Source organism: Edaphobacter modestus (genome assembly GCF_004217555.1).
Lineage (GTDB): Bacteria > Acidobacteriota > Terriglobia > Terriglobales > Acidobacteriaceae > Edaphobacter > Edaphobacter modestus.
The window spans coordinates 244,227-269,871 of the sequence record NZ_SHKW01000002.1 but is presented as its reverse complement, the minus strand read 5'-3'; the positions used below and the strand labels follow the sequence as shown (position 1 = coordinate 269,871).

General features: G+C 54.1%; 23 protein-coding genes and 1 pseudogene. 7 read left to right on the top strand and 17 right to left on the bottom strand.

Annotation, left to right across the window (positions count from 1 at the left end; all coding sequences use genetic code 11):
• Positions 1–54 precede the first annotated feature (54 nt).
• Complete coding sequence (locus tag BDD14_RS27000) at positions 55–273, top strand: hypothetical protein (RefSeq protein WP_130424002.1); 219 nt, start codon at positions 55–57, stop codon at positions 271–273.
• Between the two features lie 493 nt (positions 274–766).
• Here BDD14_RS27000 and BDD14_RS26995 read toward each other — a convergent pair whose 3' ends face one another.
• The 4 genes from BDD14_RS26995 to BDD14_RS26980 form a co-directional block, all read right to left on the bottom strand.
• A complete protein-coding gene (locus tag BDD14_RS26995; protein ID WP_130424000.1) occupies positions 767–1,114 on the bottom strand; it encodes an STAS domain-containing protein in 348 nt (115 codons plus the stop codon).
• Between the two features lie 416 nt (positions 1,115–1,530).
• Positions 1,531–1,902, bottom strand: coding sequence for a single-stranded DNA-binding protein (locus tag BDD14_RS26990; protein ID WP_130423998.1), 372 nt, complete (start codon positions 1,900–1,902; stop codon positions 1,531–1,533).
• Between the two features lie 372 nt (positions 1,903–2,274).
• The gene (locus BDD14_RS26985) at positions 2,275–3,129 is read right to left on the bottom strand and encodes a RepB family DNA primase (RefSeq protein WP_130423996.1); all 855 of its coding nucleotides are present in this window, start codon (positions 3,127–3,129) and stop codon (positions 2,275–2,277) included.
• 274 nt (positions 3,130–3,403) lie between these two features.
• Positions 3,404–3,592, bottom strand: coding sequence for a hypothetical protein (locus BDD14_RS26980; protein ID WP_130423994.1), 189 nt, complete (start codon positions 3,590–3,592; stop codon positions 3,404–3,406).
• 105 nt (positions 3,593–3,697) lie between these two features.
• On the opposite strand from BDD14_RS26980, the gene BDD14_RS26975 reads away from it, so the two are divergent.
• Positions 3,698–4,675: a hypothetical protein gene (locus BDD14_RS26975; RefSeq protein ID WP_130423992.1), complete on the top strand. Its 978-nt coding sequence runs from the start codon at positions 3,698–3,700 to the stop codon at positions 4,673–4,675.
• Positions 4,676–4,923: 248 nt separating this feature from the next.
• Here BDD14_RS26975 and BDD14_RS26970 read toward each other — a convergent pair whose 3' ends face one another.
• From BDD14_RS26970 to BDD14_RS26960, 3 genes are all read right to left on the bottom strand, one after another.
• The gene (locus BDD14_RS26970) at positions 4,924–5,568 is read right to left on the bottom strand and encodes a hypothetical protein (protein WP_130423990.1); all 645 of its coding nucleotides are present in this window, start codon (positions 5,566–5,568) and stop codon (positions 4,924–4,926) included.
• Positions 5,555–6,106, bottom strand: coding sequence for a hypothetical protein (locus BDD14_RS26965; protein WP_130423989.1), 552 nt, complete (start codon positions 6,104–6,106; stop codon positions 5,555–5,557). The genes BDD14_RS26970 and BDD14_RS26965 overlap by 14 nt, the downstream gene beginning before the upstream one ends.
• Positions 6,107–6,227: 121 nt before the next feature.
• Positions 6,228–7,655, bottom strand: a complete 1,428-nt coding sequence (locus BDD14_RS26960; RefSeq protein ID WP_130423987.1) for an alginate export family protein — start codon at positions 7,653–7,655, stop codon at positions 6,228–6,230.
• Positions 7,656–8,719: 1,064 nt separating this feature from the next.
• Here BDD14_RS26960 and BDD14_RS32105 point away from each other — a divergent pair.
• Positions 8,720–8,893, top strand: coding sequence for a hypothetical protein (locus BDD14_RS32105; protein WP_165420327.1), 174 nt, complete (start codon positions 8,720–8,722; stop codon positions 8,891–8,893).
• 561 nt (positions 8,894–9,454) lie between these two features.
• On the opposite strand, the gene BDD14_RS26950 is transcribed toward BDD14_RS32105, so the two are convergent.
• The gene (locus BDD14_RS26950) at positions 9,455–9,829 is read right to left on the bottom strand and encodes an ATP-binding protein (RefSeq protein WP_242618319.1); all 375 of its coding nucleotides are present in this window, start codon (positions 9,827–9,829) and stop codon (positions 9,455–9,457) included.
• Positions 9,830–9,942: 113 nt separating this feature from the next.
• Here BDD14_RS26950 and BDD14_RS33390 point away from each other — a divergent pair, with 113 nt between their 5' ends.
• Positions 9,943–10,230, top strand: coding sequence for a hypothetical protein (locus BDD14_RS33390; RefSeq protein WP_242618318.1), 288 nt, complete (start codon positions 9,943–9,945; stop codon positions 10,228–10,230).
• Positions 10,212–10,322 carry an IS110 family transposase gene (locus BDD14_RS33385; RefSeq protein WP_242618317.1) on the top strand — a complete coding sequence of 37 codons (111 nt, stop codon included), beginning with the start codon at positions 10,212–10,214 and terminating at the stop codon, positions 10,320–10,322. Before BDD14_RS33390 ends, BDD14_RS33385 begins: the two co-directional genes overlap by 19 nt.
• 645 nt (positions 10,323–10,967) lie before the next feature.
• Here BDD14_RS33385 and BDD14_RS26940 read toward each other — a convergent pair.
• Positions 10,968–12,932, bottom strand: a complete 1,965-nt coding sequence (locus BDD14_RS26940; protein ID WP_165420326.1) for a sensor histidine kinase — start codon at positions 12,930–12,932, stop codon at positions 10,968–10,970.
• Between the two features lie 66 nt (positions 12,933–12,998).
• On the bottom strand, positions 12,999–14,348 hold the full coding sequence (locus tag BDD14_RS26935; protein WP_130423983.1) for an extracellular solute-binding protein: 1,350 nt from the start codon (positions 14,346–14,348) through the stop codon (positions 12,999–13,001).
• A 1,035-nt stretch (positions 14,349–15,383) separates the two neighbouring features.
• Between BDD14_RS26935 and ltrA the strand changes: the two genes are divergently transcribed.
• Both ltrA and BDD14_RS26920 read left to right on the top strand, forming a co-directional pair.
• On the top strand, positions 15,384–16,670 hold the full coding sequence (ltrA, locus tag BDD14_RS26925) for a group II intron reverse transcriptase/maturase (RefSeq protein ID WP_165420325.1): 1,287 nt from the start codon (positions 15,384–15,386) through the stop codon (positions 16,668–16,670).
• 215 nt (positions 16,671–16,885) lie between these two features.
• Positions 16,886–17,161: pseudogene (locus tag BDD14_RS26920) on the top strand (IS110 family transposase); the annotation flags it as partial.
• A gap of 191 nt (positions 17,162–17,352) precedes the next feature.
• Here BDD14_RS26920 and BDD14_RS26915 read toward each other — a convergent pair.
• From BDD14_RS26915 to BDD14_RS32100, 7 genes are all read right to left on the bottom strand, one after another.
• Positions 17,353–18,198: an endonuclease/exonuclease/phosphatase family protein gene (locus BDD14_RS26915; RefSeq protein WP_165420324.1), complete on the bottom strand. Its 846-nt coding sequence runs from the start codon at positions 18,196–18,198 to the stop codon at positions 17,353–17,355.
• Between the two features lie 2 nt (positions 18,199–18,200).
• Positions 18,201–18,941, bottom strand: coding sequence for a phosphocholine cytidylyltransferase family protein (locus BDD14_RS26910; protein ID WP_130423977.1), 741 nt, complete (start codon positions 18,939–18,941; stop codon positions 18,201–18,203).
• Positions 18,938–20,191, bottom strand: coding sequence for a CDP-alcohol phosphatidyltransferase family protein (locus tag BDD14_RS26905; protein WP_130423975.1), 1,254 nt, complete (start codon positions 20,189–20,191; stop codon positions 18,938–18,940). The genes BDD14_RS26910 and BDD14_RS26905 overlap by 4 nt, the downstream gene beginning before the upstream one ends.
• Complete coding sequence (locus BDD14_RS26900; protein WP_130423973.1) at positions 20,192–21,178, bottom strand: lysylphosphatidylglycerol synthase domain-containing protein; 987 nt, start codon at positions 21,176–21,178, stop codon at positions 20,192–20,194.
• A complete protein-coding gene (locus BDD14_RS26895; protein ID WP_130423971.1) occupies positions 21,175–21,918 on the bottom strand; it encodes a hypothetical protein in 744 nt (247 codons plus the stop codon). The genes BDD14_RS26900 and BDD14_RS26895 overlap by 4 nt, the downstream gene beginning before the upstream one ends.
• Before the next feature lie 3 nt (positions 21,919–21,921).
• On the bottom strand, positions 21,922–24,372 hold the full coding sequence (locus tag BDD14_RS26890; RefSeq protein ID WP_130423969.1) for a TonB-dependent receptor: 2,451 nt from the start codon (positions 24,370–24,372) through the stop codon (positions 21,922–21,924).
• A gap of 115 nt (positions 24,373–24,487) precedes the next feature.
• Entirely contained in the window at positions 24,488–24,661 is a 174-nt protein-coding gene (locus BDD14_RS32100) for a hypothetical protein (RefSeq protein ID WP_165420323.1), read from the bottom strand.
• Positions 24,662–25,645: the final 984 nt, after the last annotated feature.

The window sequence follows — 25,645 nt, the reverse complement described above, 5'->3', positions numbered from 1 at the left end:
ACAGTTCGGCGGTCTCGCCATAGGCAGTGATTAGAGTGCTACGCTGGCTGAATCATGGCCAAGTCCCGAAAGAATGCCGCGGCTTCGGATATTCCGCTGATGCCCCAGGTCGGCGACAAGGTCACCAAACCGCGATCCGAGTCCATCCTAGAGATTACCTACGTTAGCAAAGAGGGCACCGTGGTGAACCTCCATGTGCCAGGAACCAATCTCGAATGGTTCCGTGTGAAGGCCGACACGCTCACGTTCGTAGACCGTAAGCCGCTAGCCTGAACCTCCACCCCGTTCACAAGCCCCGAGCAGCCGAGACGGCGTTTAGGTAGTCTTGGTTCTTTCCTTTATGAAGAGTTACGCGAACGAGGGGCATAGGAACTCCTTTTTATTTGTTGGCTTTTAGTGGTGCGAAGGGATGTCTTGACGACGTTGCGAGGACGGCTCGTCCTAGAATGGAACTTGCTGTAGGAAGATAGCGTCTGCAACTGCACGGAAGGGCGATTCGCGACGAGCAGGATCCCTTCAACCTTCACCGCGCCATTCAACGGCCTTTGCCTAGAAATAGCCATGGCACCTACATCCGTTCCGCGGGAACTACCAAAACGTATCTATCGCCTAGCAATATTCATGGCTGGGCCGACCGAACTAGACGTTGGTGTAATCAATGCAACTAGCACTTCCGTAGTGACTCGAAGCAGCGCCGGGAAGGCGCCACCAGCCGCAATTTAGTGAACCAGGATCTATCGCTTTCTTATCCCCACTTGCAAGGAGACTAGCTGGTGAAGGCTGCGATCGCCGAGTCTTCGTCGTTCTTGACGTCGAAGACAGTGTAGAGTTTGGTGATCTGGAGGAGGTCGTGGACCTTCTTGGTCAGGTTGAGGAGCTTGAGCTCGCCACCACCGTTCTTGACCGTGGTGAAGGCGCTAACCAGTTCGCCGATGCCGGAACTGTCGATATAGGTGATTTCGCCAAGGTTAAGCAGGATTTTGTTCGAGCCTGTGGCTAAGACTTTACGTACTTCGTCGCGGATCGTAACACTTCCTTCGCCAAGTGTGATGCGGCCGCTTAGATCCAAGATGGTGATGCTGTCTACGTGGCGAGTCTTTATTTTCATGCTCATGAGATGTGTCTCCTTTGATCCCCCGACGGCGGGGATGTTCGTTGCTTCGCGGAACGAAGTCTACTGGAAAAATTGTTTAGGTAGCCACAATGAAAGGTGAATAAACACCTGTTGCATCCAGTCTATGGATTTCGCGATGAATCAGAGCCTAATTACGCTGATCATCCGGCCACTCTGCTTATGTCAGTCAAAACATTTCCAGTGACGATAAGGTTCCGCGGCGGTCGCTTTGCGTCTGGGGACGAGGAGAAGAAAGTATGCGACTAAAGAGTCTTCCCTTGATCTCTTTTCTGGCGTAGATCTTTAAATGTTATTTGTCGCAGCCTTTTGTGGAGCAATGACGAGGGCAAGAATGAGTTGATTAAAACAGGTGGATGAGATCATCTTTGATCTCATCCACCACTGGCGAGCGACGATTATTCGTTGTCGGCTCCGTCCGAAGGATCATCGGCGGCTTCAACTTTTGAGAGCCGCTTCATGCTGATGGCGTGGATCTCTGCGATCCGGTGCTTGAAGGTAGCGCCCTTGACCTCATCCTCTACTTCGCGATATCTGAGAATGCCTTCCAGGGTGACGAGCTGCCCCTTCTGGAGAGTCTTGGCGAACTTCGAGAGATTCCTCCAGGCATAGACGCGGTGCCACTCGGTGCGGTTCTCGTAGTCGCCTTTGTCGTTCTTCCAGCTTTCCTGGGTTGCGATGTTGAGGATGACGTACTCATTGTTGTTTTGAGCGGTTTTGGCTTCTGCGTTCTGTCCGAGGCGGCCGATGAGGATGACTTTGTTGAACATGGTGTTTAGCTCCGTTTCTTTTGGTTTGTCCGCTGTCTGCGGTACATGCTTGCCCAACGGGTGTGCCGTCGCGACCCACTCCCTAGGCGAATGGACGGGATCTGCGGAAGGGGACCACAGCTTGCCTGGGGGCAGGAGTCCGCACCTCTTGAGAGGCGCGCAGCGGATTCTGGGAAGGAGAGCGTGCGTCCGAAGGGCGGGGGTGTCTTGAGCGCGGCACGCTGAACGCAGATAGAAGGCAAACCAGAAGGGAGCCTCCCTGTTCGACGGCTTTCCCTCATGACGCGAGTAGCAAAAGCCAGCTCAGAGTCCAAAGAGCCGTCACTGACGCGCAGGAAGGAAGAACATAAGGGAGAATCGCGACATCGATGCTCATCGCTCGGCCCATCTCCTCGCCTTCTCCATGGTTCTCCGGATGTAGGCAGCTCGCTTGGAAGGGCTGGGATCGCGGGAGAGGTAATCGTCTTCAAGGGCACATCCGATCCGGTCCTCGGTCATACCATTGGCAAAAGCGGCGACACAGAAAGCGATGTCGGCGGCGGCGGGACGGTCCTGGTACTTGGTTGAGCTTCGGAATCGCTCAAGAGATAGGTTCGATAACCTCGGTCCCCTTCGGGGAGAAAGAGAACTTTCGAGACGCCTCGCCTCGTGTTGCTGCTCGCGGGCCTCGTAGAGCATCGTTATCTCTTGCTCGAAGGCCTCCGCCATGGGGTACTGTTGTCCACTGTGGCTGTGGAGGCGAACGAAAGGGAAGAGGCCGTCAGACTTTCTGTATTTGGGTTTGCAGTTCGTGAAGCCGGGAAGCCGTCCAAACCTCCTCCAGTCCGCCGCGCTGGGGTCAGCGTCGTACCGCTCGGCCAATGTCTGCGCGGCGAAGGTTCCGAGGAGCTTCGGAAACGTTCTCGGATGCTTGAGCCAGGCTTGAAAGTTGCCGGCGCTGGTCTCGACAACAGCGCACGGATTGAAGCCGTCGGCCGAGAGCCTGGCGAGCGAGGTCTCGCTGAGATCGTCGAGCGTGGTGAAGCGATGCTCGCCCGATGGACGGATGTAGATGTGCGAGCTGTGGGCATTGCGGTACTTGAGCAGAGAAAGCCTGTCGAGGACCGCCGCGGCCGAGATGCCGTCGAGTCCCGGAAGCATTCCACGCTCGCTGAGGACACCGACATCGTAGAGCGGTGCCTCGATAGCAGTGAGCATGATGCGAACAGTGGATTCGGTCTTGTTCATCGATGTCTCCTTCCAGATGCCTTTTGGCTTGGGAGGGGTGCGGGGGAGGGAAAGGCCCCCGCCGCCCGCCTTCGAGTGGGCGAGTCTTGGCATCTACTATCTAAGCGGGATGAGAGAGGCACTTTTTGACACCATCGCCCATTTTTTTGCGAAAAGAAGGGGCTGCAAACGCAACCCGACTCAGAGGGTGGTATTTGCATGGGTGGTTCATCCTGCTTGGGGAACTGCGGGTTAGTACGGGATCGTCGAACCCGAGTCCAGGGCAATGCTCTTCTCAGAAACTCCCTGTGAGCGGCTTCCAGCGATAGCCTCGCCTGATGCAGGTCGAAGAGAGAGAGAAGCAAATGGAGCATCCACCCTTGATTCCGCCACGTCCTTCTCGCTCCGGGTTGTAACGTGGATGCCGTTCGCACTTCGCCTTCACCCGCTCGGCGACCTTGAGTTTGTAGCTGAACTGAAACATGATCTCCTCCTTTTGGAAAAGTGCGGGAGCCGGTGAGCTACTCCCGCTGCGGGTTAGGCTGCAACTTGTTTCTTAGCCGTCTTCTTCTTCGCTGCGTTCTTTTGAGTGGCCTTGATCGGTGTGGGTGCCTTCGCCGTCGAGGTCCTCGAAGCGCTGCAGCCACTCGGAGTCCAGGCAACATTCGATGCTCTCGATCATAGCCAAAACCAGACCGATGAAAAACGACGCGTGCTTGAACTGGCACTCCAGAAGGCACGCTACGAAGCCGACCGTTTCGAACGGCAGTATCAGGCGACTGAACCCGAGAACCGTCTCGTCGCCGCCGAGCTTGAGAAGCGGTGGAACAACTCGCTTTCCCATGTGGTGGAGATGGAGAGACGACTTGAGGACGTCAGTGCCGCAGTTCCGCTGCTCACACCCGGTCAGCGCGAACATCTGCTTGCCCTGGGCGAGGATCTCGAACGTCTCTGGGATCATCCTCGCTCACCGGTCACGCTCAAAAAGCGTATCCTCCGCACGGTCTTGAAGGAGATCGTCGTCGACACCGCGGACGATCCTCCTTCTGTTCACCTAAAGCTCCACTGGGCTGGTGGCTCCCACACTGAACTCACGGTACGCAAGAACAAGACTGGCTACCACAACCACATCAACTCGGAGGAGGTAACGGAGCTGATCCGTGAACTCGCACTGGTCTGTGAAGACAGCTCAATCGTCTCAATCCTGAACCGGATGGGCTATCGCACCGGTAACGGCAATACCTGGAACGAAAAACGTGTGCAGCATGTTCGTCACACCAAAGGGTTCCCGGTATGTCCCCCACCGGAGCAGCGCCTCTGGATCACCATGCAACAAGCCGCTGATGCACTCCAAGTCAGCAGTATGGTTGTGCGCCGACTCATCGCACAGAAGGTCCTGCCGGCAAAACAGTTCATAAAGTTCGCACCCTGGGTAATTGAACGCCTTCATCTCGAGCTCCCAGCTGTTCGCAAGGCGATACGCATCGTCCGGACAGGCCGGCGCTCTCCATCGGTCGCATCCAATCATGCCCAAAACGCTTTGTTCATTGACGCAGCCGAGGTGTAACGAGACAAGAGAGCGAGCGGCCGGAGAATCCGCTACGAACCGGAGTTAACTTTGCGGTAGCGACCCATTGAGAAGGAGATCATCGAAGTGTGCCTGCTCATTAACTGCCATCGTGGCTCCTATTACTTGAATCCCTCCAAATCCAGTCGATCGATGCGGTCACGTCGTGCGGAAATGTTGTTTCCACATGCGGATGAACATCGATGAAGTTAATCGGACCGGGTCCCGTTGTGGCCGGTACGCAATGGTTACCTAGACATATTTCCGGTCTCCTTTTCGGGGAGAACGGCGGCCTGCTCCGGTAGGGATGACTTTTTCAAAGTAGCTACCACATTGTGTGCCAAATTGTGGGTTGCTCGCAGGTTGCCACCAATGAACCGGACATTGCCATCGACAATATGCTCCTGGACTACTTGGCCCTCTCGTGTGGCCAACTGAACGCGAACGTTCAACTTGGTCGCCCCACTCACAGTAGTGACGGCCCGCCGAGTCTCGCTGCCCGGCGTATATTTTTGAACCGTTGTCTTCAGAATGAGCAGGCCGGGAACATCGTTCGCATTACGATCTCCGCTACGGAACACCTGTTTGAACTGCTCCGTTTTGGTTAGCTCTTCGAGAAGATTCTCGTAGATGGCGGCTCCGAAGGACGGATCAAGGCCGACGTCTCCGGGGTCGACTCTATCTACCTGCACGCTCCATGGTCGGGCGCCTCCGCTTTTTCCATCTGTGGAGGATTCCGCAAGCACAGTTGGGACGAATACCTGAAGCTGCAACGCACCGAGCAGTAGGATAACCGCCGCAAGTGGTCCCCAGTGCTTGTTTGGCCGGTGGAAGCCGGGCAGGCCCAGCGTGGTCTTAGTTACGGCAAGGGCAGTTTTTTTATTTGTTTTCATTCTTGACCTCGAGAGTGCTTTGGGTAGGGGTTCGCTCTATAGGCGACGTGATGTGCGCGCCGTTGGCTACCAGGGCCTTCTTGAAAGTTTCTCCTTGCCCTTTTTCCAATAGGAATATGGCACCGTGAAAACCACCGCTGTTATCAAGATATTCAACTGTGAGGAAGTCGTATTTCTTATGTGCGAAGAGACTCACCACCCGCCCGCCACCATATGGAGCTGCAGTTTTGCCCAGCGTCATAGCCGTGCCGCCTACCTGCTTGTCTCCTTCCTCGACAAAGATGTCTTGAATGGAGCTTATGCTCACCTGTGCGGCTGTACTTGCATCGTGCTGAAATTGCATGACGCCACCCTGGATTTTCAACTCTCCGGTGGCGTTATGCTTCGCACCTTCAAACCCCAGGACTTGCGTGACATGGATAGCCGTCCCTGGGACCGGACTCTGTACTTCGCTCTGATTCTGGCCTATCGATGCTGCGCTTAATGAGAGCAGGACCGTTAGGAAAGCTAATCCATGCCCAACTTGAAAGGAAGTCATGGGTGTCCACCTGGACGGTATAGGATTACGATTCATAATTCCTCACTTGTAGCCGCAATGATGTGATCACTTCTTTTATTTACAAAAAACCTCGCGCCGAGACGCTGCATCTCATGCGTCCCTAAAACTTATAGCCGGCCCACAGGGCCCAATAGTTCAGGTTGCGGCCGGGTTGCGTCTCCTTCAAGAACCTGCCAGCGTAGAAGATTCCATAGTCAGCCTGAAACCAGAGATGTCGGTCAACCTGCCATCGCAACTCCGTGCCCGGCCTGTGTCCGACAAATCGCGCTTGGCTATTGCCTGCGGGCCGGATCAGAAATCCGGGGACCGAGTAGACTCCGTCCCGGACATTTTCCCGCCACTGAAAAATCCAGTCGACCGATGCGGTCACGTTGTGCGGAAATGTTGTTTCGACATGCGGATGAACATCGATGAAGTTAATCGGACCGGGCCCCGTTGTGGCCAGGACTCCGAAGTAGTTCCCCTTCGGAAAAAGGGGATTGAAGGTCCCCAAGGTTTTTGAACTGGGATTATCTCCGCTCGAGATGTCTGCCTTTACGCTGAACCGCGGTTTTAGCCGAACCCTCGGAAATCGATAGCCCGTTTCGGACGCAACCGTCCATGCCCGAATGTTCCCGGAGCCGAACGTGCCGAACTGCCAGAGGCCTTCGTAATCAAAATCCAGTCCGGACGATTCCGTTGCAACGGGGCGCGAAATCCTCGCACCCAAGGTGTGGCGCAACTCTCGAGCCGTGCCTCGTTCGAAAGTCGCCTGCCTGCGGTCCAGGCCCAAGTAGTAGGCCTCCAGGGATATTTTGCGTGGTAAGGCCCGGGTGGCGTACACGCCCCAGAAGCCAACGGCGTGATTCGGTGCGTTGTCAAAGAACCCGGGATTGTCCAAGTCGGGACGAACAGCGAATCCGTCGATTTGCCAAGAGTCCATCTTGCTTTTGACCATGAAGCCGTCAAAGCTCAGCCGAACATTCGGACCTTCCCGCACATCAATCAAGCGCCCGGAGCCGTACTCGAGTTCCTGCCTGCCAACACGGAGTGCGATGGAGTTCGCACCTTTGGAAGTGCCAAGTTCCAGAAATCCGGCCTGGAAGTCGAGCTTCTTTTCGTCGATGGGTCGCGGGCCACCTATCCGGTATGAATTCAATCCACTCTTTAACTCAACGAATGAACGCACATGTTTTCCATAGTGAGCGTCAAGCGAAAGCATGTATCGTTCGTTCAGATACCCGTTCATGTAGGGCTGCTGTCCCCAATTGTCATTGCCGATCTGCTCCCAGACCTCTCGAGCCTCACCTCCGATGGTGAGATACCAGTCGTCCGCAGGGTTTCGCAAAGGGATGTACTTGATCGGATCCCAGAAGTCCTGCCGGAGAGCCCGATCGCGCAGGAAGGTCCAGTTCTCGTCCTCACGCAGCAGCGTGTAACTGCGATCCGGTACAGGGGGACCTGCTGCCTTATCCGACTGGGCATAGACGGGAAGCACGGTCAGGAAGAACGCCGCCACCAAAACTCGAACGATTCGTATCGATTTCATTTCTTCAACCACTAATTTCTTCGACCCTAGCGGAGCATTTTGCAATCTCTCACGAGCGCCGCACTGCCGGTCGTCTCCGTCCATAGCCCGGCCAGCACAATCTTCTTGCGCCCTGTCTTCTCGATTGCCGCAACGAAGTCAAGTACCAAACCAATGGAGAAATGAATCTCGTTCCGAACAGCATTTGCGGTTGGTGATCGATCAGCGCCACGACGCAGTTGTCTGGTGTGAGAAGTCCTTTTTCGCTACGCTTCGATGTTCCGTTATTTTGACCCATAGCACTTTCAAATCTTGTTTGCCTGTGGTGTGTGTAGTCGTTTGTAATGTCCATGCTCTTCGCAACGATTGCGCCACCGACCAAAACTGCAGCGACGCGGCGATACTAGCAACGCTGGGAAGCGAAATAAATTACATATTCCTGTAAGGCATCCTGGGGATCTATCACCCGCACACCCATGTCCATTGCAAACGGTGCATTCGTGCAGATGCAGCTCATAGTGCGTTGAACTACACCTGCAACTTTTCCATGAAGGTCGGAGTATGACGTGCGGAAAAGGTATAGATCGATTTAAATGAAGTCGAAAATGCAACAGAAGAAGACAATCGCTGACGCCTACAAGGAAGATGTAATTGTTTTCCGCGGTGGTGATTGCTAGCATCGCGCTATTGGATGGCTAAATGGATCGAGCAATCCTCGGACTCTTAAACGATAAGGATCACGAAGCAATTCGTGGGGATTGCGACGAGACGTGCAAAAGGACATCGGGATAAGGCGCGCCGATTTGTTACGCGTGCGCCTGTGAAATTTTATCCGTGACTCAGCCGGATATTACTGTCGTTCGCGGGAACTTACTTGGCTGGCTTTTGGCATGGCTACCAAGGCTGAGATATGCGTAATGCTATATAACCCGGCGGCCCCTACCGGTGAAGGATCCGCTCCATCGGTAGGAGCTGGAATGATTACTCCGACGGCGGTAATCCCAAGAATCATTGGTTTGTTTTTGCAAATGGTAGGCTGCCCTTCATCTACACCTTCCAGACCTATGCACTAGGAGGACAAACTCATGACACGCCCCGAGCTTGAAATCAATCAGCAAGCCATGTGGAGCATATTAGTCTTCGAACAGCGAACCACCCTCACACTCGCGGTTGAGATGATGTTGCGTTGCCAATTATCTCCCCAACAGATCCTGGCCAAGACGGCGGTGGCACTGGAAGGCTCACACCACGATTCGTGAGATTTGCGGGGCTGATTACTGAGCCCGCCGCAAGACGAGAAGAGAGATTCGCAATGGCAATTGAGTAAACAATCGGTGCGATTCATATGAATGCCACCTGAGGTCGAAGTCGCTATGTTTCATTTGGACTATCTCTCTTGCTTTCTCACCATGTTGGCGACTGCCCTCGTCGCTCGGAAATCGTGGACGGGGCTTCTGATATCAATTGTCAACAGCATGATCGTTTGCGTAATCGGCTTTCGCACGTCTCAGTTTGGCTTTATTCCAGCAAATCTGATTTGCATCTGTGTATACGCATTCAGCATCCGATCTTGGGTCAAGCAGACCCGCACGCAACAGACTTGCACAGAATCTGGGAAGGCACGATCTATCGCACTCCGCAGCACCCATATCCAGACTCTAGGTCGAACCTGCACCGTCCCTAGAACTACTTTGCGGCGAACCCGCTTTCCGTTGGTATCGGCTTCTCGCCAATCGAAGGTTACTAAGAATTGCAGGGATTACTGCAACACCGTTTTTCAGTAGCCTGCTAGCAGATCTGATTCATGCGTACTCCTGGATCTAATCCGTCGTGAGGCTCGCATGAGACAGTGGTAAAGCTACGTTGAAGGTTGCGCCGCCAGCTTTGTTATTCTCCGCCCAAAGCCGACCCCCGTGGCACTCAACAATCGAGCGTGACACGGCCAAACCTATACCCATGCCTTTCTCTTTTGTCGTCATAAAGGCGTCAAAGATTCGTTCCGGATCGTCGACTCCCGGCCCGTTATCGATCACTTGGACTAGCATCCTGTCTGAATCTGTAACAGCCGCTCGGAGTGTTACCAGCGGAGCCACTTGTCGTCCTTCCAAGGCCTCGATAGCATTCACGATCAGATTAATGAACTTGCTGGATAATGGATAAAGACGGGTGATCAGCTGGATCTGCAGGCCATCCATCGCGTGCGAGACCGTTTAATCTCCAGACGCACCGCGTCATCAACCAACTGCGTGCCTTCCTTCTTGGGCGAGGCATGGTGTTCGCGAAGACACCATCGAGGCTCCGGGCTGCGATGCCCGAGATCCTTGAGAACACAGATGCTGATCTGACCCCGCAGGTGCGGAACCTCATCGATCTTCTCTGGCGTGAGTGGACGATGGTGGAAGAACAGATTGAAGTGCTCAGCCTTGAACTGGAACGGATCTCTGCCACAGATGCAGGATGCACCCGCATCCGTCAGATGCCTGGGACTGGCCCGATCGTGACCACCGCCATCGTCGCGGCTTCGGCAACGGAGCTGCCTTTCGCAAGGGACGAGACTTTGCTGCGTGGCTTGGCCTGGTGCTACGGCAGCACTTGACGGGACGCAAGGCGAAGCTTCTCAGCATTAGCAAACGTGGGAACGTCTATCTACGCAAGATTCTGATCCATGCGCCACGAGCTGCTGTGTAACGCATCAAACGAGAACATGCGCCATTCGGAGGCTGGCTAAACGAACTGGAGCAGAGAGCGCCTCGCAACGTCGTCATCACCTCCACCGCCAACAAGCGGGCACGCAGCGCATGGGCTGTGTTCTCGAGTGGAGAAGAGTATCGACCGATAGCGTCGGCACAGCAGCGTGAGCTAGCACTACGGCGCTAATCGAACGCTTTGCAGTTTCCCACCGAGGTCTGCACAGGAATAGTCAGGATGGAAGAACAGTCATAACGGCGTGCCTAAACCCTGCGCCCGAGAATGGTCTTCAACGACCGACGGACTTATCAGGACAGGCACGCGCGTATCTAATCACGGCCAGGAGATCCTCTCCAACTAAAGGCCGGATACATTGACGCAGACTTTCTTCATCCATAAACTTTCCCTTGCGGTCAGACGGCGGACCATACATTTTCAGGCGTATTAGACAGCGCATGGTGCAAGAAGCCGGCAGTGTCGCTAAATGTTCCAGAACCGGATCAGCGTTGTATCAGTATGAGGTCAGCAGCTACGTCGCTGTTTCGCGAACCTTCCGCCTATTCCAGACGCCTGCCAGTGCGCATGGCTGGCCTCATCTCCGCCAAACCGTAAAATCCTATGGCGCGCCGCGCCACTTCACAGAGGTCAGGACGCGTGACTCAGGGAGGATAAAGGTAAAGCTATACTGAACGTCGTACCGCCGTCTTGGTTATTCTCAGCCCATATGCGGCCACCATGGGCTTCGACGATTGAGCGTGACACGGCGAGTCCGATTCCCATCCCGCTTTCCTTAGTAGTCACAAACGCGTCGAAAATCTTTTCCACATCACTGACTCCCGGACCGTTGTCGATCACTTGTACCAGCATCTCGCTCTGGTCTGTTACTGCTGCCCGGACCTTAACCAGGGGAGGGATTCCAGTATCTTCCATTGCTTCGGTCGCGTTTGAAATCAGGTTGATGAATACCTCTTGAATCTGTATGGGGTCCACAGAAACTGGGGGGAGAGATTCATCGAAGCGCCTGTCAATCGGGATTTCTCGCTTGTTTGGATCCTCTTGCACCAGTCGAACAGCCTCACCCACTATGTCTCGAATATTTGCTTCCTTCTTCTCGAAAGCCTCGCGTTTGAAGAGTGCTCGAATGCGCTGCATAGTCTCATCAGCACCGCGAGTATCTCTCAATATTCGATCAATAGATGCGTTTGTTTCCATCACATTCGGCGGATTGCGTGCGAGCCAGCGTTTACCGGCTTGAGCATTTGCAAGCACGGACATCAGTGGCTGGTTGAGTTCATGAGCGATCGAAGCCGACAGTTCAGCCACAGTTGCGATTCTCGAAGCTCTGCTGAGCTTGATGCGTGTCTCGCGAAGGTGGTCCTCAGCCCGTTTCTGCTCATCGATGTCCACTGCCATGCCGTACCAGTTAAGGATGTTTTCACTTTCATCTCGGAACGGCTCTGCTCGCACCAAATACCAGTGATATTTGCCGTCATTGGCTAGCATTCGATACGTATCTTCGTACGGAATACCCAATTGAACGGACTGGCTCCAGCGCTCTTGCACAGATGTCACGTGTTCAGGATCGACCCGGCAGATGAGATTAAGGCTTCCAGGGGTCTCCCGTGGCTCGCCAATCGATTCAATCATCGTGCGATTCCACAGATCGATGTCACCTCGAGGAGTTGCTCGCCAAATCATCGCCGGCATTGCGTTGATGACGTTACGAAGCTCTTGTTCACTCCGCTGGAGGTTCTCATAGAGCTGCTGAAGCTCAATTGTTGTCTGGTTGAAGACTCGGGAGAGATGAGCGAGTTCGTCTCGGCCTTGCACAGGTACATGGTGACTAAATTCACCGCTTGCGAGAGCAGAGGCTGCGTCAACCAGCGATCGCAGAGGACGAGTGATGGTCTGAGTGATACCGAATCCTAGAAGAGCCGCAACGACTATTGTAAGGACACCCACGGCAGTCAGGATGAAAAGCGTTCGAATCTGCGCACGCTCAATCTGGCGAGCGGCTTCCGAACGTTTGTTTTGTAAATCACCGCTGGCGGCGTCCACTAGTTCAGCACTCAGGCCACTTAGAACATCGAGCGGTTGATCTACTCGCTGACGCAGGGCCTCCCAATCTCCTACTGACGCGAGGGTAGTAAGCGAATCGAGTTGCGAAGGCAGTACACCTTGAATCGTCTCCAGCGTGGGTAAGACGCTGGGATCGAGAATGTTATTCGGTTCGATTCCTCGGAACACTGTTTGGGTCTGTCTTAGGCTATCGTTCAGTTGGTTGCGCAGGGCAGGCGCTTCTTGCTGCAGGCGTGCAAGATTCCGGGCCCTGACTACCTGTTGTGATTCGTTGCGGAACGACAGAACAAGCGAGCGGACGCGCTGGACCTCCATGAACTGCTCGTCCATTTCCTTCAGACGGTTTGCTTGAGTGCGCATCACGTGCGACTGCCAAAGCAGAATGCCAGTCCCCACCGACATCAACGCGATGATCAAGACAAAACAGAACGTCAAGCGGGTTTTGATGTCAACATTCGAGATGAGCGTGATCATCCGTGCTACTTTGACCGACGGTGATGCGCCACCTTTTGGCTTTTTTACGTCGTCCATAGCTGAGCCTTGCTGGAATGTCCGTTCCGACAACATCTCAACGATAAGAGAGCCCGCACCCCACAGCTATGATCTGGTGCTATTTACGCGGGGTATCCTGGTTTCGGTTGCTTCAGGGGGGCCTTTGGGGAAACCGGTGATATGCTCGAGTTCCGTCTCCAACTCAGCCGCAGCTTCGGGAGCGCTATTCCTTCCCGTCAGTACGGAATGCACTGCCGCGGCATACGCACGTGAGACGTCCTCATAATTCCTACCTGCCACCGTAGAAGGACGGCTCACGATGCCATCACCTGGAGCCTGGCCGGCCGGTATCGATCGCGAGTATGCCTTGAGAATGGTTGGCAGGCGGTAGAACACAGTTCCCGTGGGCAACTCAGCACTTCTGCTGGCAGCCTCTAGCTCCGCCTCCTTGTGCAAGAGGAATTTCACTAGCGCGATAGCTTCTCGTTGGTGCTTCGACCTTCCTGATATTCCAAGGCCAAACCCGCCTAACGTTCCTACGCCCATCTTCCCTGACGGAACGCTGGTCAGACCCATTTTCCCGTAAATCATTGGTTTCGCAAGGTTGGTGAGGAAGTAGTCAGAAATCCAGCCGAGCGAGAATGCTGCCTTGCCGGAGTTTTCGAAATGATTGACGGAGTCCAGTTCTTCGTATGCAGTTACGTTTGGAGGCGATATCCAACCGATCCAGCGCGCCGCACGTTCCCAGGCGCGTATCGCATTCACATTGTTAACGCTCACGGTTCGGTTAGCTTCGATAATCCTTCCGCCGCCTTCCGACGCTTGCCACTCCAAAGCCAGACAAGTCAGGCATTCATCTGCTGCCCCTGGCCACACAAATCCCCAAAAAGTCTCATCGCCAGTGGCGCGCTCGCCTTCCTGAATGCGGAAAGCCATCTTCTCCAGTTCGGACCAGGTTTGAGGTGGGATTTGATACCCGTACTTTGTCAACAAGTCAGTGCGGTAATAAAGCACACCGACATGAGGGTGATAAGGAACAGCAATAACTCTGCTCTTTACCGTATAGCTTGAAACTAGATCAGGCTCGGCGGCAGAGAGCTCCGAACTGAAAAAGGGCTTCAAATCAAGGAGTTCGTCATCCAGAAGTCCAGTCCAAACGACGTCTACGCCGAACACATCTGGTGTGTCCCTTTCCCCAAGGAGCTCCCGGATGAGCCTCAATTGTCCCTGAGAGGTTTCGGGTGCGGGCAGGTGTTTCACCCTGATCCCCGTTTCACTCTCGAACTGCCGCAGAGCTTTTTCGGATAAGTGTTGTCGTTGCAGCCGGTCATCCAACGACTCCGGATCAATAAACATAATGGTCACGGGTTCCGGCTTTGCACGATGGCAGCCCAAACAGCAGTCAAGAAGACTCGAACCCAGCCCGGCAATCATGTTTCGACGAGTGGTATGCATGTCCTTAGTCAAGACATCATAGACCCTGGGGACGGAGCAGAACTACTTCCCATCGGTTTTGCACCGGATCAAATTGGTTTCAAATTGTCGGTCGGCGCTTGTTAATGATTCAACGATGGGATCCCGTCAGGGCCAGGACCTTGCCAACGATGGTCTGCAGATGGCCGCTGCGCAGGAAGCGAGGCGGCACGCATCCACGGTGAGGCTTCGGTGGTGTGGAGCCGATCCTCTTCTGTGGTGCCCATGCGGGTGCCTGATTTTCATTAGTGATACTGGTAAGGATACGCGTTTCGGGATGAATTGTTGCTGGCGTGGCAGGCGCTGGACTTTCGGTTGTGGCGAGCCTCCCTCCCGCTCATATTCCCGCAAGCGTTTCTGGTTGAAGGGTCGACGCGATGCTGTTTCGTTTGGGTCGGCAAGTCAGAAGTAATCATGCCACCAACACTCCCAACGCTGTCGTTGTTCGCTGAAAACGGGGTTACTGAGATGGTCCGCGTGCGCCGTGAAAGGCGTTTAGTCCACAGTGGGTGCAAGTCCCACCCGGGAACTGGTTCGTTCCGCCCGGTAGCAATCGGAGCAGCGGTGGAGGTAACAAAACTGCTGAAGCCTCCGGTGGAAGAGGGTCGTAAAGGCGACTCTGCAAGCGTGCAGGCCGTAACGTGAGTGAACGCTGAGCAAGCCTCGAAATTCATGATGCAGGAGCCGACCCGCCGCGGACTTGGGGAAGGCCGATGAGGGGGAAGAGTATGAGCGAACAGCTTCCATCAACCTGCCGGGGTAGTGGCGACGGCATGTAAGCAAAGGGGACTGAAGGCAACACGGGAAGCCCCAGCGGTGATTGCGGTTGGATCAACTGGCAGCTCGCGAGAGACAGGCCGGGCCGTTTGGGGTGGCGGAGAGGCTTGTAGTACCGATGAAGCCGGGTAATGCCGGTGGAGGGAAGGGGCCTCAGTTGAAGGCGAACGTAATAAGCGACAAAGGACAACGGGATTGGTGATGAGCCTAACAACCCTAACAAGCGTTCAGAAGTTGCAGATGGCGTTACACGCAAAAGCGAAGGAATCGCCCGACTTTCGTTTCTACGCGCTGTACGACAAGGTGTACCGCACGGATGTTCTGGTGTATGCCTACCAACGTTGCAAAGCCAATCGCGGAGCAGCGGGAATGGACAATCAGACATTCGAGGACATCGAGCAGTACGGTGTGGAGCGGTGGTTGGACGAACTGGCGCAGGAACTGAAAAGTCGAACCTATCAACCGCAACCTGTGCGGCGGGTATACATACCCAAGCCGGATGGGAAGCAGAGGCCGTTAGGTATACCCACAATCCGAGATCGGGTTGTGCAGACGGCGGCAATGTCGGTGCTCGAACCTATATTCGAAGCCGACTTGCAGCCTGAGCAGTATGCCTATCGGGCAGACCGCAGCGCGTTGGACGCAGTGCGACATGTCCATAAGCTGATCAACACTGGCCATAGGAAGATTGTAGATGCGGATCTCAGCAGCTACTTCGATAGTGTTCCACACGCCGAGCTTATGAGATCGGTGGCTCGAAGGGTCGTCGACGGAGCGATGCTGCATCTGATCAAGATGTGGCTGGAAGCTCCGGTTGAGGAAACCGATGAGCATGGAAATCAACGTCGGAGCGTGCGCAATCGGGACGAAGGTCGGGGTACTCCACAAGGAGCTCCGATCAGCCCACTGCTCAGCAATCTGTATATGCGCCGATTTGTACTCGGGTGGAAGGAACTCGGGTACGAGGCACGTTGGGAAGCGTACATCGTGAACTACGCCGATGATCTTGTCATCTGCTGTCGGACTGGAGCGAAACAAGCTCTAGACACGATGCAGAAGATGATGTCGAAGCTGAAGTTGACGGTGAACGACTCGAAGACGCGGGTCTGCTCTGTGCCGGAAGAGAAGTTTGATTTTCTTGGATACACGTTCGGTCAATGCTACAGCCCCAAAACTGGACGAGCCTATCTTGGCACCGTTCCAGCGCGAAAACGGGTGCGAAGCATCCGTGGGGAAATACGCGAAATGACCGGACGGAGTACAACCTCGTTGGATCCATTAACAATAGTGACGAAGCTCAACCGCACAATGTGCGGATGGGCGAACTACTTTTGTCTTGGACCCGTCAGTACGGCCTATCGCGCTGTAGACGGTTACGCGGCGATGAGGCTGCGTCTGTGGTTGCGAACGAAACATAAGCTCTCAGGACGTGCAAACGGGATGTTCCCGGACACACATCTCTATGGAGCCTTGGGTCTTGTTCGTCTGGACAGACGGACACGCAACTTTCCGTGGGCGAAAGCGTGAGTCTTCTCCGAGAGCCGGATGCGGGAGATCCGCCTGTCCGGTTCGATGAGCGGGATGTGAAAACGGAGCACGGTCTGGATAATGAGGCACCGGCAGACGAAAGGGCCGGATACAGATAGGCCGAACCTAAACCACCGCGTCACATCTCGACTCTACCGCTTGAACTTCACCGTAGTGTGGAGGATCTTGTAGGCAAGTTCAAGGAGATTCTCGATATGCAGATTCATTCGGTAGGCATTGATCTTGGCAAGACGACCTTTCACCTGGTGGCCCTTGGAGACAACGGGAAGGTGCTGCTAAAGAGGAAGTTCCCCCAGAAGCAGCTGATCACGTTCACGGCGAACCTGCAGAGCTCGCTGATCGGCTTGGAGGCCTGTTCCGGAGCGCATTTTCTTGGCCGTGCTTTGCGTGAACAGGGTCATGACGTGAAGCTCCTCCCGGCCCAGTTCGTGAAGCCGTTCGTGAAGTCGAACAAGAACGACAACTTGGACACTTGACGGTTTTCCGGCCACTTGCCGAGAACACTGATCGAGTTGAATAGCTCAATGAGCGCTTTGGCCTCACCTTAGCACTCATTGAGTGTATTGCCCTGATATGGAGTGACCGTGTCAACGCTGCGAAGTCTGTGTGGATATTTTCGTAGTTGCCCTTTGCTTTTCTCAGCGAAGGGAGCAGGTACATTTCAGTGTCCACTGGAAAGACCGATTTCGAATGAAATTGGATAATGATCAGAAGCTTTGATTGAGTTATGGACGCGTCCCCTATCGATCTGCACAGGACCGCGTACGAATGCCCAGTCGATATGGCGGCCGGGTTCGAGGAGATGGCGTGCAGGAGTGGTTGCTAGGCGACTGATTGGTACAGCATGGGTGAAGCCCGCCCGGGATATCGCTTCGGCGGGCGCGGTATCTGATGCATTTAGGTTCAGGTCGCCCGCGATGACCATCAGGTGTGCAGGTTTGTATGCCCTCGCATCTTTCAGCACCTCATCCAACTGGGCAAGGCGTAATTGATCATTTGCGCGGCTCTCCAGGTGCAGGTTGTAAGACACAATTGAAGCACCCGACATGTTGATTTCGGAAACTAGCGCAATTCTTCCCCCGAGCCTCTCCTGGAACGGTTCCAGCTTTGGTACGTACCAACGTGGTTTCCAGAAGTTGGACTGCTCCCGGAAACGGATTAGTCGCGAGTTTGAGATTTCCCATCGGGATAGTGTGGCTTGTCCATGGTAGGCAGGGCTGGCGTTGGAACCTTGCGTCAGTTCCACAAACTCACGACCGAAGACATAATTCAGGCGCAACTTTCGGGCGATCTCCTGAGCAACGTTCAGACGGTGAGTTCGTCGAGCATTGAGGTCGACTTCCTGAAGAATGAGAATATCCGCATTCGCATCGCCCAGGAAATCTATGATCGACCGAAGCTCCAAGCCACGGTCAATATTCCAATCCACCACTCGTATGGAACTGCGCGGCCAGGAGAGCCACTGGCTCGGCGCGAAATTCTCGGCAATGATCTCTTTTGCGGGCACAATCAGACGATCCTTGCGGCGAGGTTTGGAAATACACTCTGCTGTGCGAAGGTCAGGTCTAGCGGATCATCGATTTCGGCCCAGGCCAATCCGTCTGTGCTCGTAGAACCAACGTGAACGCCTTCGTCTGCGAGTTCCTGCACAGCGATATTGAAGAATTCATTCTCGCGACCAGCCGCGATGAAACCGCCCAGTTTGCTGAGAAATCTGTTTTGCAGCAACTTTGAAAACACTGTAATTCCTATATACGTGCCGCTGAACTCCTCCTGTGTAATTTTCTTGCTCATTCGAATCACGCGGTCGCCTTCGATAATTACCTTCATCGTCTCATCCCGCCACAATGGGTCCACGATCATCGAGATCGGCGCATAGGATTGCACGGCGGAGCAGAGAATTTCGGGATCGAAGATGACGTCAGCATTGAGGACGATAAAACTGTCGCCACGTAGCCAATCGCTTGCGAGCCAAAGCGAATAGATATTGTTAGTGATTGCGAACGCCGGATTCTCAATGAAATAAATCCTTTGGTTGAAACTCAGCTCTTTGCTTCTCAGGTGAGCGACAATCTGTTCCTTCTCGTAGCCAACCACAATGGCGATCTCATTGATTCCGGCCATCGAGAGTGCTTCTAATTGGTGGTCCAGGATCGTAGCTTCGTCAACTTCAATCAGGCATTTCGGATGTTCCCCGTGCACCGAGCGAATCCTAGTACCTTGACCTGCAGCCAATATTACTGCCTTCATAACGTCTCCTTGATTGTGTTTACAGTCGGTGTTGCTCGGGCATAGAACGATTGGGCAAAGAATCTACGGTTGAAATAGAGCGTCACAATCCAGGTGATATGAGCACCGAGCGTTGCGAGGAAGAAGATCAGTGGGAGCGCTCCAATGAGTGTGAAGATGAAAACGTAGTGGACCAATATGCCTCTTCTCACAAAGGCCTGAAGCTGGCGTACGACACGAGAGATCCAGTTTCCTGAATCCATATCGAGTAGCTGGTACATGCGGCCCAGATATTCATTTGGCCGGTCTGCTGTGGTGGCGCGGCGGCGTTGCAGCGAAGTGGCTACTAAGGCAAGAATGGTCCCGACTAAGAGCAAGATGCCCATTAGGGCGGCGGGCCTGCCGTATCGGTGAGTGAGACCTATTGTGATTCCGCCAAATAGCAGAAGGTAGCTGAGCCCGTCGGCAAACCCCTCAAGCCAAGTCCCCCGCGGCGACTCCGCAAACTTGATTCGTGCCAGCATTCCATCCATCTCGTCGAAGAGGCCTGCAATGTAGAACAGCAAAGCAGCCAGCACTGTATACAAGTAGCCTCCGTGTGCAAAAGCGATGGCTGATAGAACAGAGATAAGGACACCGCCGAATGTAACGGCATTAGGAGTGATCGAAGTGTGAGAAAGCAGCCGTACAAATGGGCGGCAAAGTCGGCGATTAAAAGTCGTGTGAATGCCATCCAGAACTTTGCCAGAGTGTGCGACTAGAAAGCGTTCAGCTCTCGCGATGGTCTCTGGTGAGGTAACTCGGACACCCTCAGTATCAGGAGAGGGGAGAAGGCGTGTGGAATCGTTGCTGACCTCATGTAAGGAGATATGAGCAGGCTTCGCCCAGTCCACCGAGGTCATAGTCACGAGCGGCAGGCTTTTTAGGAATTGCTTGGTTGTGACCCAGTTCCAGGGGATCCAAAGGAACTGGTCGTTGAGGTGCACCTCCAGCTTCGCCCAGCTTGAGGTATCTAGCGGATTAAATTTGTCAAATTGGATGACTCTGATTCCACTTCGATATCGGAAGACCTCTTGCAGGAAGTCACGCGGAAATGCGTCACTCAGGGCCGCGGGACAAACCAGGAGAATCTCACTTGCTGCAGCGCGGCTTGCGGTAAGAACAATTCTCTTCAGCAGAGGAACTCCGGCGACTGGATGCATCAGTAGTTCTGTCGTTTTCTGTTTGCCGATCAGAGCAGCGAATGGCGGGATAGCGATGACTGCTTGCATTTAGATACCTCGTCCGGAAACATTGCTGGGATGCCTACGTGTGATTGCGTGCCGATGACTTAACCTGCGGGTGTTCCAGACAAGCCAAAGAATCCCCATCAAGGCCCACAGGAGGTCGCGCACACGGCGAGTCAATGCCAGATCCAGGCCAAGCATGGGTGAAAACCCGACGACCGCAAACGCCGACACCGCACCGCCCTCGTCAAATCCGACCCGTGCTGGAACCCAACCGCTCACCAGTTTCAATGCCCTCGTCACTGCTTCAATGGTCATAACCGCGGAAAGATGAATGGGCAGATGCAGCGACCACAAGACAACCACGACTTCGGAAGCGACCAGTAGCTGGCATGCCACCCCGATCCAAAACATCCTGCTAACTAATGCAGGCTGTTCGAGGCGATAGGTTCGGATAGATGTTTCACATTGTTCTGCGCGCGCGAGCCAGGAAGGAGCGCGCCTGCCAAGCGCGCGCACCACGCCAGCAAGGATGGGTTTGCGACGTGTAATGGCGAACACAGCAAAAGCAAGCGCAAGAATAACTGGTGTCCAATGGTAGGTTGCGCCATGAGCGGCGATTAAAGGAAGACAAACGATACCTGAAATTGCACCCAAAGCCGAGGTGAACCAGTAAACTCCGGTATCCAGACAAGTTGCCGTAATGGTTGGTACGCTGGAGGTCCCAAGAAGCTTGATCTTCATCGGCTCGGAAATAACCGGACCGAGAACTGTGAGATATCCCATCGACTGCGAAGCCAGTCGCACTCCGATCAATTTTGTTGTATTGACAGCAACATTCTCCCCCTTTAGGGATGCCGACCAGGTGGTGCTCTGTAGGAATAAGCGGAGCACGCTCAGAGCCATCACAATCGGTAATGCAATACGCATGGCCTTCAATTGCGCCACCATCGTTGAAAGGCCAACATGGGCGATCACCCACGCGAATGGGCCTAGTGCAGCGAGCGCGATCATTAGGTGAATTTTTCTCATCGGACCAGGCTCGCTACAGAATCTGCTTCCGCTGTGCGTTTCTTCGACGGATTCAGCGCGTAATCAGAGTTTTCAATCGTTAGTTCCGAGCGCCCAAAGATTCGGACCTCGCTCGTGCTGTGGGTTGAAGAAGCGAACCAGAACTGACCAACTCTCTGATATGTGTGAACGAAATGCACGTTATGCACCCAGAAGGACGGGTTTCGTGCAGGCTGGCCCTCGATGCGAACGATAGAGTAGTCCTTCGCATTGACCCAGATTTTTCCATCAATCAGGTACTTGTTCTCTGTTTTTGGAATAATCGCCAGCACGTATGCGGGACCGGTGTCGAGAGTGTCTTGCCCGACCATGTTGAATTTGTAGTTTGCTGGTGTGATACGGTTGCCGTCGCGAGTCTCGCGACGTGACGCATCACTCTCTTCGCTCAGCATTTTGTAAAAAACGTGCTTGCGAATCGAAGTCGATCCCTTTTCGGAGATAACCGTGAACTGCCTCGTGCCCTCAGGAGAGCACTCCACGCGTACCTCCATCTCGGCTCGGCGATCCTTGTTGACAGCGACATATCGGCGCAGAGCCGTGTACCCCATCAGTTCAGATCTGCGCTCGACATCACCCCGCAACATCTTGGCGATCACGTCATCCGCAGATGGAAGCAAATTGCCGGTTTGAGATGAAGCACCCGTCGCGGAGGAAAGCACGATTGCCAAAGTGGAAAGGGCGATCTTGATGGTCAGTTTCATGGTTTAAAACTCCAGTACGAATTTGCCGTGGAAGGTGCGGCTTGGTCCGTTGAAGAACTGCCCGAACCTCGAGCTGTCGAGATCGTTCTGAACATCGCGGTAGTTGTCGCGATTGAAGACGTTAAAGACTCCAAATCCAATCCGCGCATGGGTCTCCTTTATGGGAAGGCGAACCCGGCGCCAGACCTGTAAGTCAGTCGAAACAAAACGCGGGAATCGCAATTCATTTCTCGGCCCCACGAACTCGCGGTACTGGTTGACCGTTGAGTACGGGAAACCACTGCGGATATCGAGCACGGGCGCGATGGTTAATTTCCACGGTGCGGCAATTTCTCCCCAGGCCAGGAATCGATTCGGCGCATCAAAGGTTAGGCGACCGCGCTGATTTGGTTGAATAACGGCCAGAGGATCGTTACCAAAAAACTGGTTGAAATCGTTCAGGTCGCCGTGCGCTCGCGAATGGACATACGAAGTGTTCAAGGTGCTACGGTGAATTCGATAGAGGGCAGTAACCTGAAATTCCTTATAGATGTCCCTTCCGTGGTTCGATAACGAAAGGCTGCCAGTTGATCCCGACACAATGGGATTGACGAAGTATCCGTAGACTGTATTGCGTTGCTGGTACCCCACTCGGACCAGAAAATTACTCGCAACCTCACGATTCAGTTCGAGGTTCCAGACTTCACTGCGTGGATTTTGCAGACCGTTAGAGATGACGTTTGAATATTTTGTGGAACCGACGACCTCACCGGCTGGATTCAGTTCAGTCACTGTACGCGTCGGTAGATAACGAAATGCTGGAACGTTGAGTGGCACACGGTCATAGAAATACCCGGCTCCGCCCTTGAGCATCGTTTTGCCGTCACCTGTGAGTGAAAGAACGAACCCGACGCGAGGAGCCGTGTTAACCGAATCTGTGACTGAGTCCCGATCGAAGCGAAGGCCCAAATCAAACGTCAGGCGATCAGAAACAGTCCACTTGTCGCCAATGAACCAGGCAGTCTCATTTTGATGAATGGAGAAGGTCGAAGTTGGCCCGAACTGAATTTGCTTTAAAGGATAGTTGGCAACCCCGATAATCTGTACCGGGAGAAATTCCTGACGGCCATCGTAGGAGCTATGCACGAAGTTTGCGCCAGCACTGAGTTCGTGCAATCCGAAGTAATGACGCGGGTGGGAGCGGAAGATTTCTGCCCATTCTGTGCGGGTTGTATCTCGGTCTTGGTGGTTAAAGAAACCGCCCTTGGTGGTTTCAACGAGAAGTTGATAGGGCGCGTTGCTGTTTGGCAATAAATCAGCATCAAGTTTTCTGAAACTCACCTGTGAAGTCAGTAGGTTGCCCGAATCGGTAACGTATCGGTGTTGCAGATATGCCTGATATCCACGCTGATGTAAGTTAGGCGTGCTTTCCTGCGGTGTAAAGGTGTTCAGCCCGTAGAAATCAAACTTTTGCGGAAAGATTGCAAACGATGCGGTCGCCGTTTGCTTCTTCGTAATGTTGGCATCCATCTGTGTATAAGAGTTGAAGTTTTCGGAGCGGGTCCACGCTTCGAGCGGCGGCAAACTATACACCTGATTACGTTCGTAGCGATATTCAAATGACTGGGTAAAGGCAATACGATCCTTCACAAGCGGGCCGGAAACTGTTACGCGGGGGGTCGCCGCGGCGATGCCCATGATTGACCCATCAACTCTCCGCACACGCGGAAGTAGGTTCTGCGCAGAGATCCGAAATTTGTTGAAGCTTCCGGGTCGCGTCTCGACATTCGAGACCGCGCCGGTGAATTTCCCGTACTCGGGATTGTAGGGCGTAGAGAGAACATGCACTGACGAAACCACATCAATGGGGACATTGAGCGCGGATGTACCCGTAGCTGGATCGGTCACGTCAGCGCTGTTGAGCAGCGATCCATTCTGTGAGGCCTGAGCGCCTTTCATATTGATCAGGCCATTCGGGCCGCGAACCACGCCCGGAATGAGAGGCAGCAAGCTGTCGAAACGTTCATTGAGATTCGGCATGTTCCTGACCGCTGATTCGCCGATCGTGCTGCTTCCAGAAGACTCTTTCGTGTCGATCTGATTTGTACTAGCCGTGACCGTGGTCGACTCCACAACGGCTTGGACCTTCATTTCCAAGGCTATTTCTGATGCGGATTCCGCCGTAACTGCGATGGTCCGATTTGAGGCCAAGCCTGGTGCTTGTGCGTTGATCGTGTACGCCCCAGGAGGAACTGCATTGAATGCGAACTTGCCCGCGCCATCACTCTCAGCCTCGATGTGGGTTGGACCGTCCAGCGAAATTCTTGCAGTGGGTATGACAGCATGTCCCCCGTTTGCATCCACCGTAAACACGACACCGTCAACGGTGCCGGTAGCCTGCCCGGTGCTCTGAGCAGAGACACACGCTGCAAGCAACCCGATCGCGACCGCTGTACCCGCAAGTTTCTGCTTCATGCTGATTACCCTTTTGCGCTTTGACCGGCGTAAGGTTTCTTGCGCATACAAACAACCTGTCCCGACCTTGCTGGAGACGAATTTCGTCCATCAAGGTTTCATGCCCTCGCAAACCTCACGAATCGTGGTGTGAGCCTTCCAGTGCCATCGCTGTCTTGGTCAAGATCTGTTCGGGAGATAGATGGCAACGCAAAAGCATCTCAACGGCGAGTGTGAGAGTGGTTTGCTGTTCGAAGACCAATGTTCTCCACATGCCTTCCTGATTGATTTCAAGGTCAGTGCGTGTCATGTGTTTGTCCTCCTAGTGCATGCTCTGGCGGCTATCTATGAAGGCAGCCCTGCCATTTGCAGCGTATTGAAAGCAAACTGGTCATCCTTGGAATTCCCGTCTTCGGAATAATCACTCCAGCTGCCGCCCACGCGGCGGACTCTCACCGGGAGGGCTCGCCTCGTCATGTAGCGCGACGCGTAGCCTTGCCTTAGTCGCCATGTCAGAAGCTAGAGAGAAGTAAGCTCACGCCGACAACTGCAATGCCCGGCTGAGTCACGGATAAACCTCACCGGCGCACGTACAACAAATTGGCGCGCCTTTTCCCGATATCATTCTGCACGTCTCGCCGCATTCGCCACGGATCTCCTCGGTAATCCTCATCGTTTAATCTCGATGTCGATTTGAGAGTCTGACGGAGTGCTCGGTCCATTTAGCCATCCAATAGCGCGATGCTAGCAACCACCGCCGTAGCAAAACAATTACATCTTCCTTGTAGTCTCGAGCTGCACGCCCGTGGGCTAACGATGGTCTTCTTCTGTTTCGAACATCACACTCCGACCTAAATGGAAAAGTTGCAGGTCGTTCAGCGGACTATGAGCTGCAACCTGCATGAATGCGCTGTCGCCAATGGACCTGTGTCCGAGGGTGATAAATCCCCAGGACGTCTTACAGGAACATGTAATTTATCTCGCTCCCCAGCGTTGCTAGGATCGCCGGGTCACTGCAGTTGTGCTCGCAGGCGCAATCGTGGCGAGGACCATGGACATTCCAAACGAAGACTAGAAGCGATTTCCGATCGGGAACTACTTTGGGGTGATTGCTGACACCGGCCCCGGTCCGGTTAACTTCAGAGACATTCATCCGCGCATGCTAACGGATTGGGGGCATGGGGTGACTGTCTCGACCGATTGGATTTTCTATTGACGACAGAGTCTTCAGGACCGCGTCTATTCCGTACCCGGGACTCTGATTAGGGCTTCTGGAAACAGTAATGCTCGATTT

Coding starts and splice junctions, on each gene's coding strand:
- BDD14_RS26960 (WP_130423987.1), bottom strand. CDS start 7,655: ATGAAATCGATACGAATCGTTCGAGTTTTGGTGGCGGCGTTCTTCCTG.
- BDD14_RS26910 (WP_130423977.1), bottom strand. CDS start 18,941: ATGAAGGCAGTAATATTGGCTGCAGGTCAAGGTACTAGGATTCGCTCG.
- BDD14_RS26950 (WP_242618319.1), bottom strand. CDS start 9,829: ATGGATGGCCTGCAGATCCAGCTGATCACCCGTCTTTATCCATTATCC.
- BDD14_RS33390 (WP_242618318.1), top strand. CDS start 9,943: ATGCCCGAGATCCTTGAGAACACAGATGCTGATCTGACCCCGCAGGTG.
- BDD14_RS32100 (WP_165420323.1), bottom strand. CDS start 24,661: ATGACACGCACTGACCTTGAAATCAATCAGGAAGGCATGTGGAGAACA.
- BDD14_RS26965 (WP_130423989.1), bottom strand. CDS start 6,106: ATGACTTCCTTTCAAGTTGGGCATGGATTAGCTTTCCTAACGGTCCTG.
- BDD14_RS32105 (WP_165420327.1), top strand. CDS start 8,720: ATGACACGCCCCGAGCTTGAAATCAATCAGCAAGCCATGTGGAGCATA.
- BDD14_RS26995 (WP_130424000.1), bottom strand. CDS start 1,114: ATGAGCATGAAAATAAAGACTCGCCACGTAGACAGCATCACCATCTTG.
- BDD14_RS26890 (WP_130423969.1), bottom strand. CDS start 24,372: ATGAAGCAGAAACTTGCGGGTACAGCGGTCGCGATCGGGTTGCTTGCA.
- BDD14_RS26940 (WP_165420326.1), bottom strand. CDS start 12,932: ATGGACGACGTAAAAAAGCCAAAAGGTGGCGCATCACCGTCGGTCAAA.
- BDD14_RS26970 (WP_130423990.1), bottom strand. CDS start 5,568: ATGAAAACAAATAAAAAAACTGCCCTTGCCGTAACTAAGACCACGCTG.
- BDD14_RS26985 (WP_130423996.1), bottom strand. CDS start 3,129: ATGAACAAGACCGAATCCACTGTTCGCATCATGCTCACTGCTATCGAG.
- BDD14_RS27000 (WP_130424002.1), top strand. CDS start 55: ATGGCCAAGTCCCGAAAGAATGCCGCGGCTTCGGATATTCCGCTGATG.
- BDD14_RS26895 (WP_130423971.1), bottom strand. CDS start 21,918: ATGAAACTGACCATCAAGATCGCCCTTTCCACTTTGGCAATCGTGCTT.
- BDD14_RS26935 (WP_130423983.1), bottom strand. CDS start 14,348: ATGCATACCACTCGTCGAAACATGATTGCCGGGCTGGGTTCGAGTCTT.
- BDD14_RS26905 (WP_130423975.1), bottom strand. CDS start 20,191: ATGCAAGCAGTCATCGCTATCCCGCCATTCGCTGCTCTGATCGGCAAA.
- BDD14_RS26990 (WP_130423998.1), bottom strand. CDS start 1,902: ATGTTCAACAAAGTCATCCTCATCGGCCGCCTCGGACAGAACGCAGAA.
- ltrA (WP_165420325.1), top strand. CDS start 15,384: ATGGCGTTACACGCAAAAGCGAAGGAATCGCCCGACTTTCGTTTCTAC.
- BDD14_RS26980 (WP_130423994.1), bottom strand. CDS start 3,592: ATGTTTCAGTTCAGCTACAAACTCAAGGTCGCCGAGCGGGTGAAGGCG.
- BDD14_RS26900 (WP_130423973.1), bottom strand. CDS start 21,178: ATGAGAAAAATTCACCTAATGATCGCGCTCGCTGCACTAGGCCCATTC.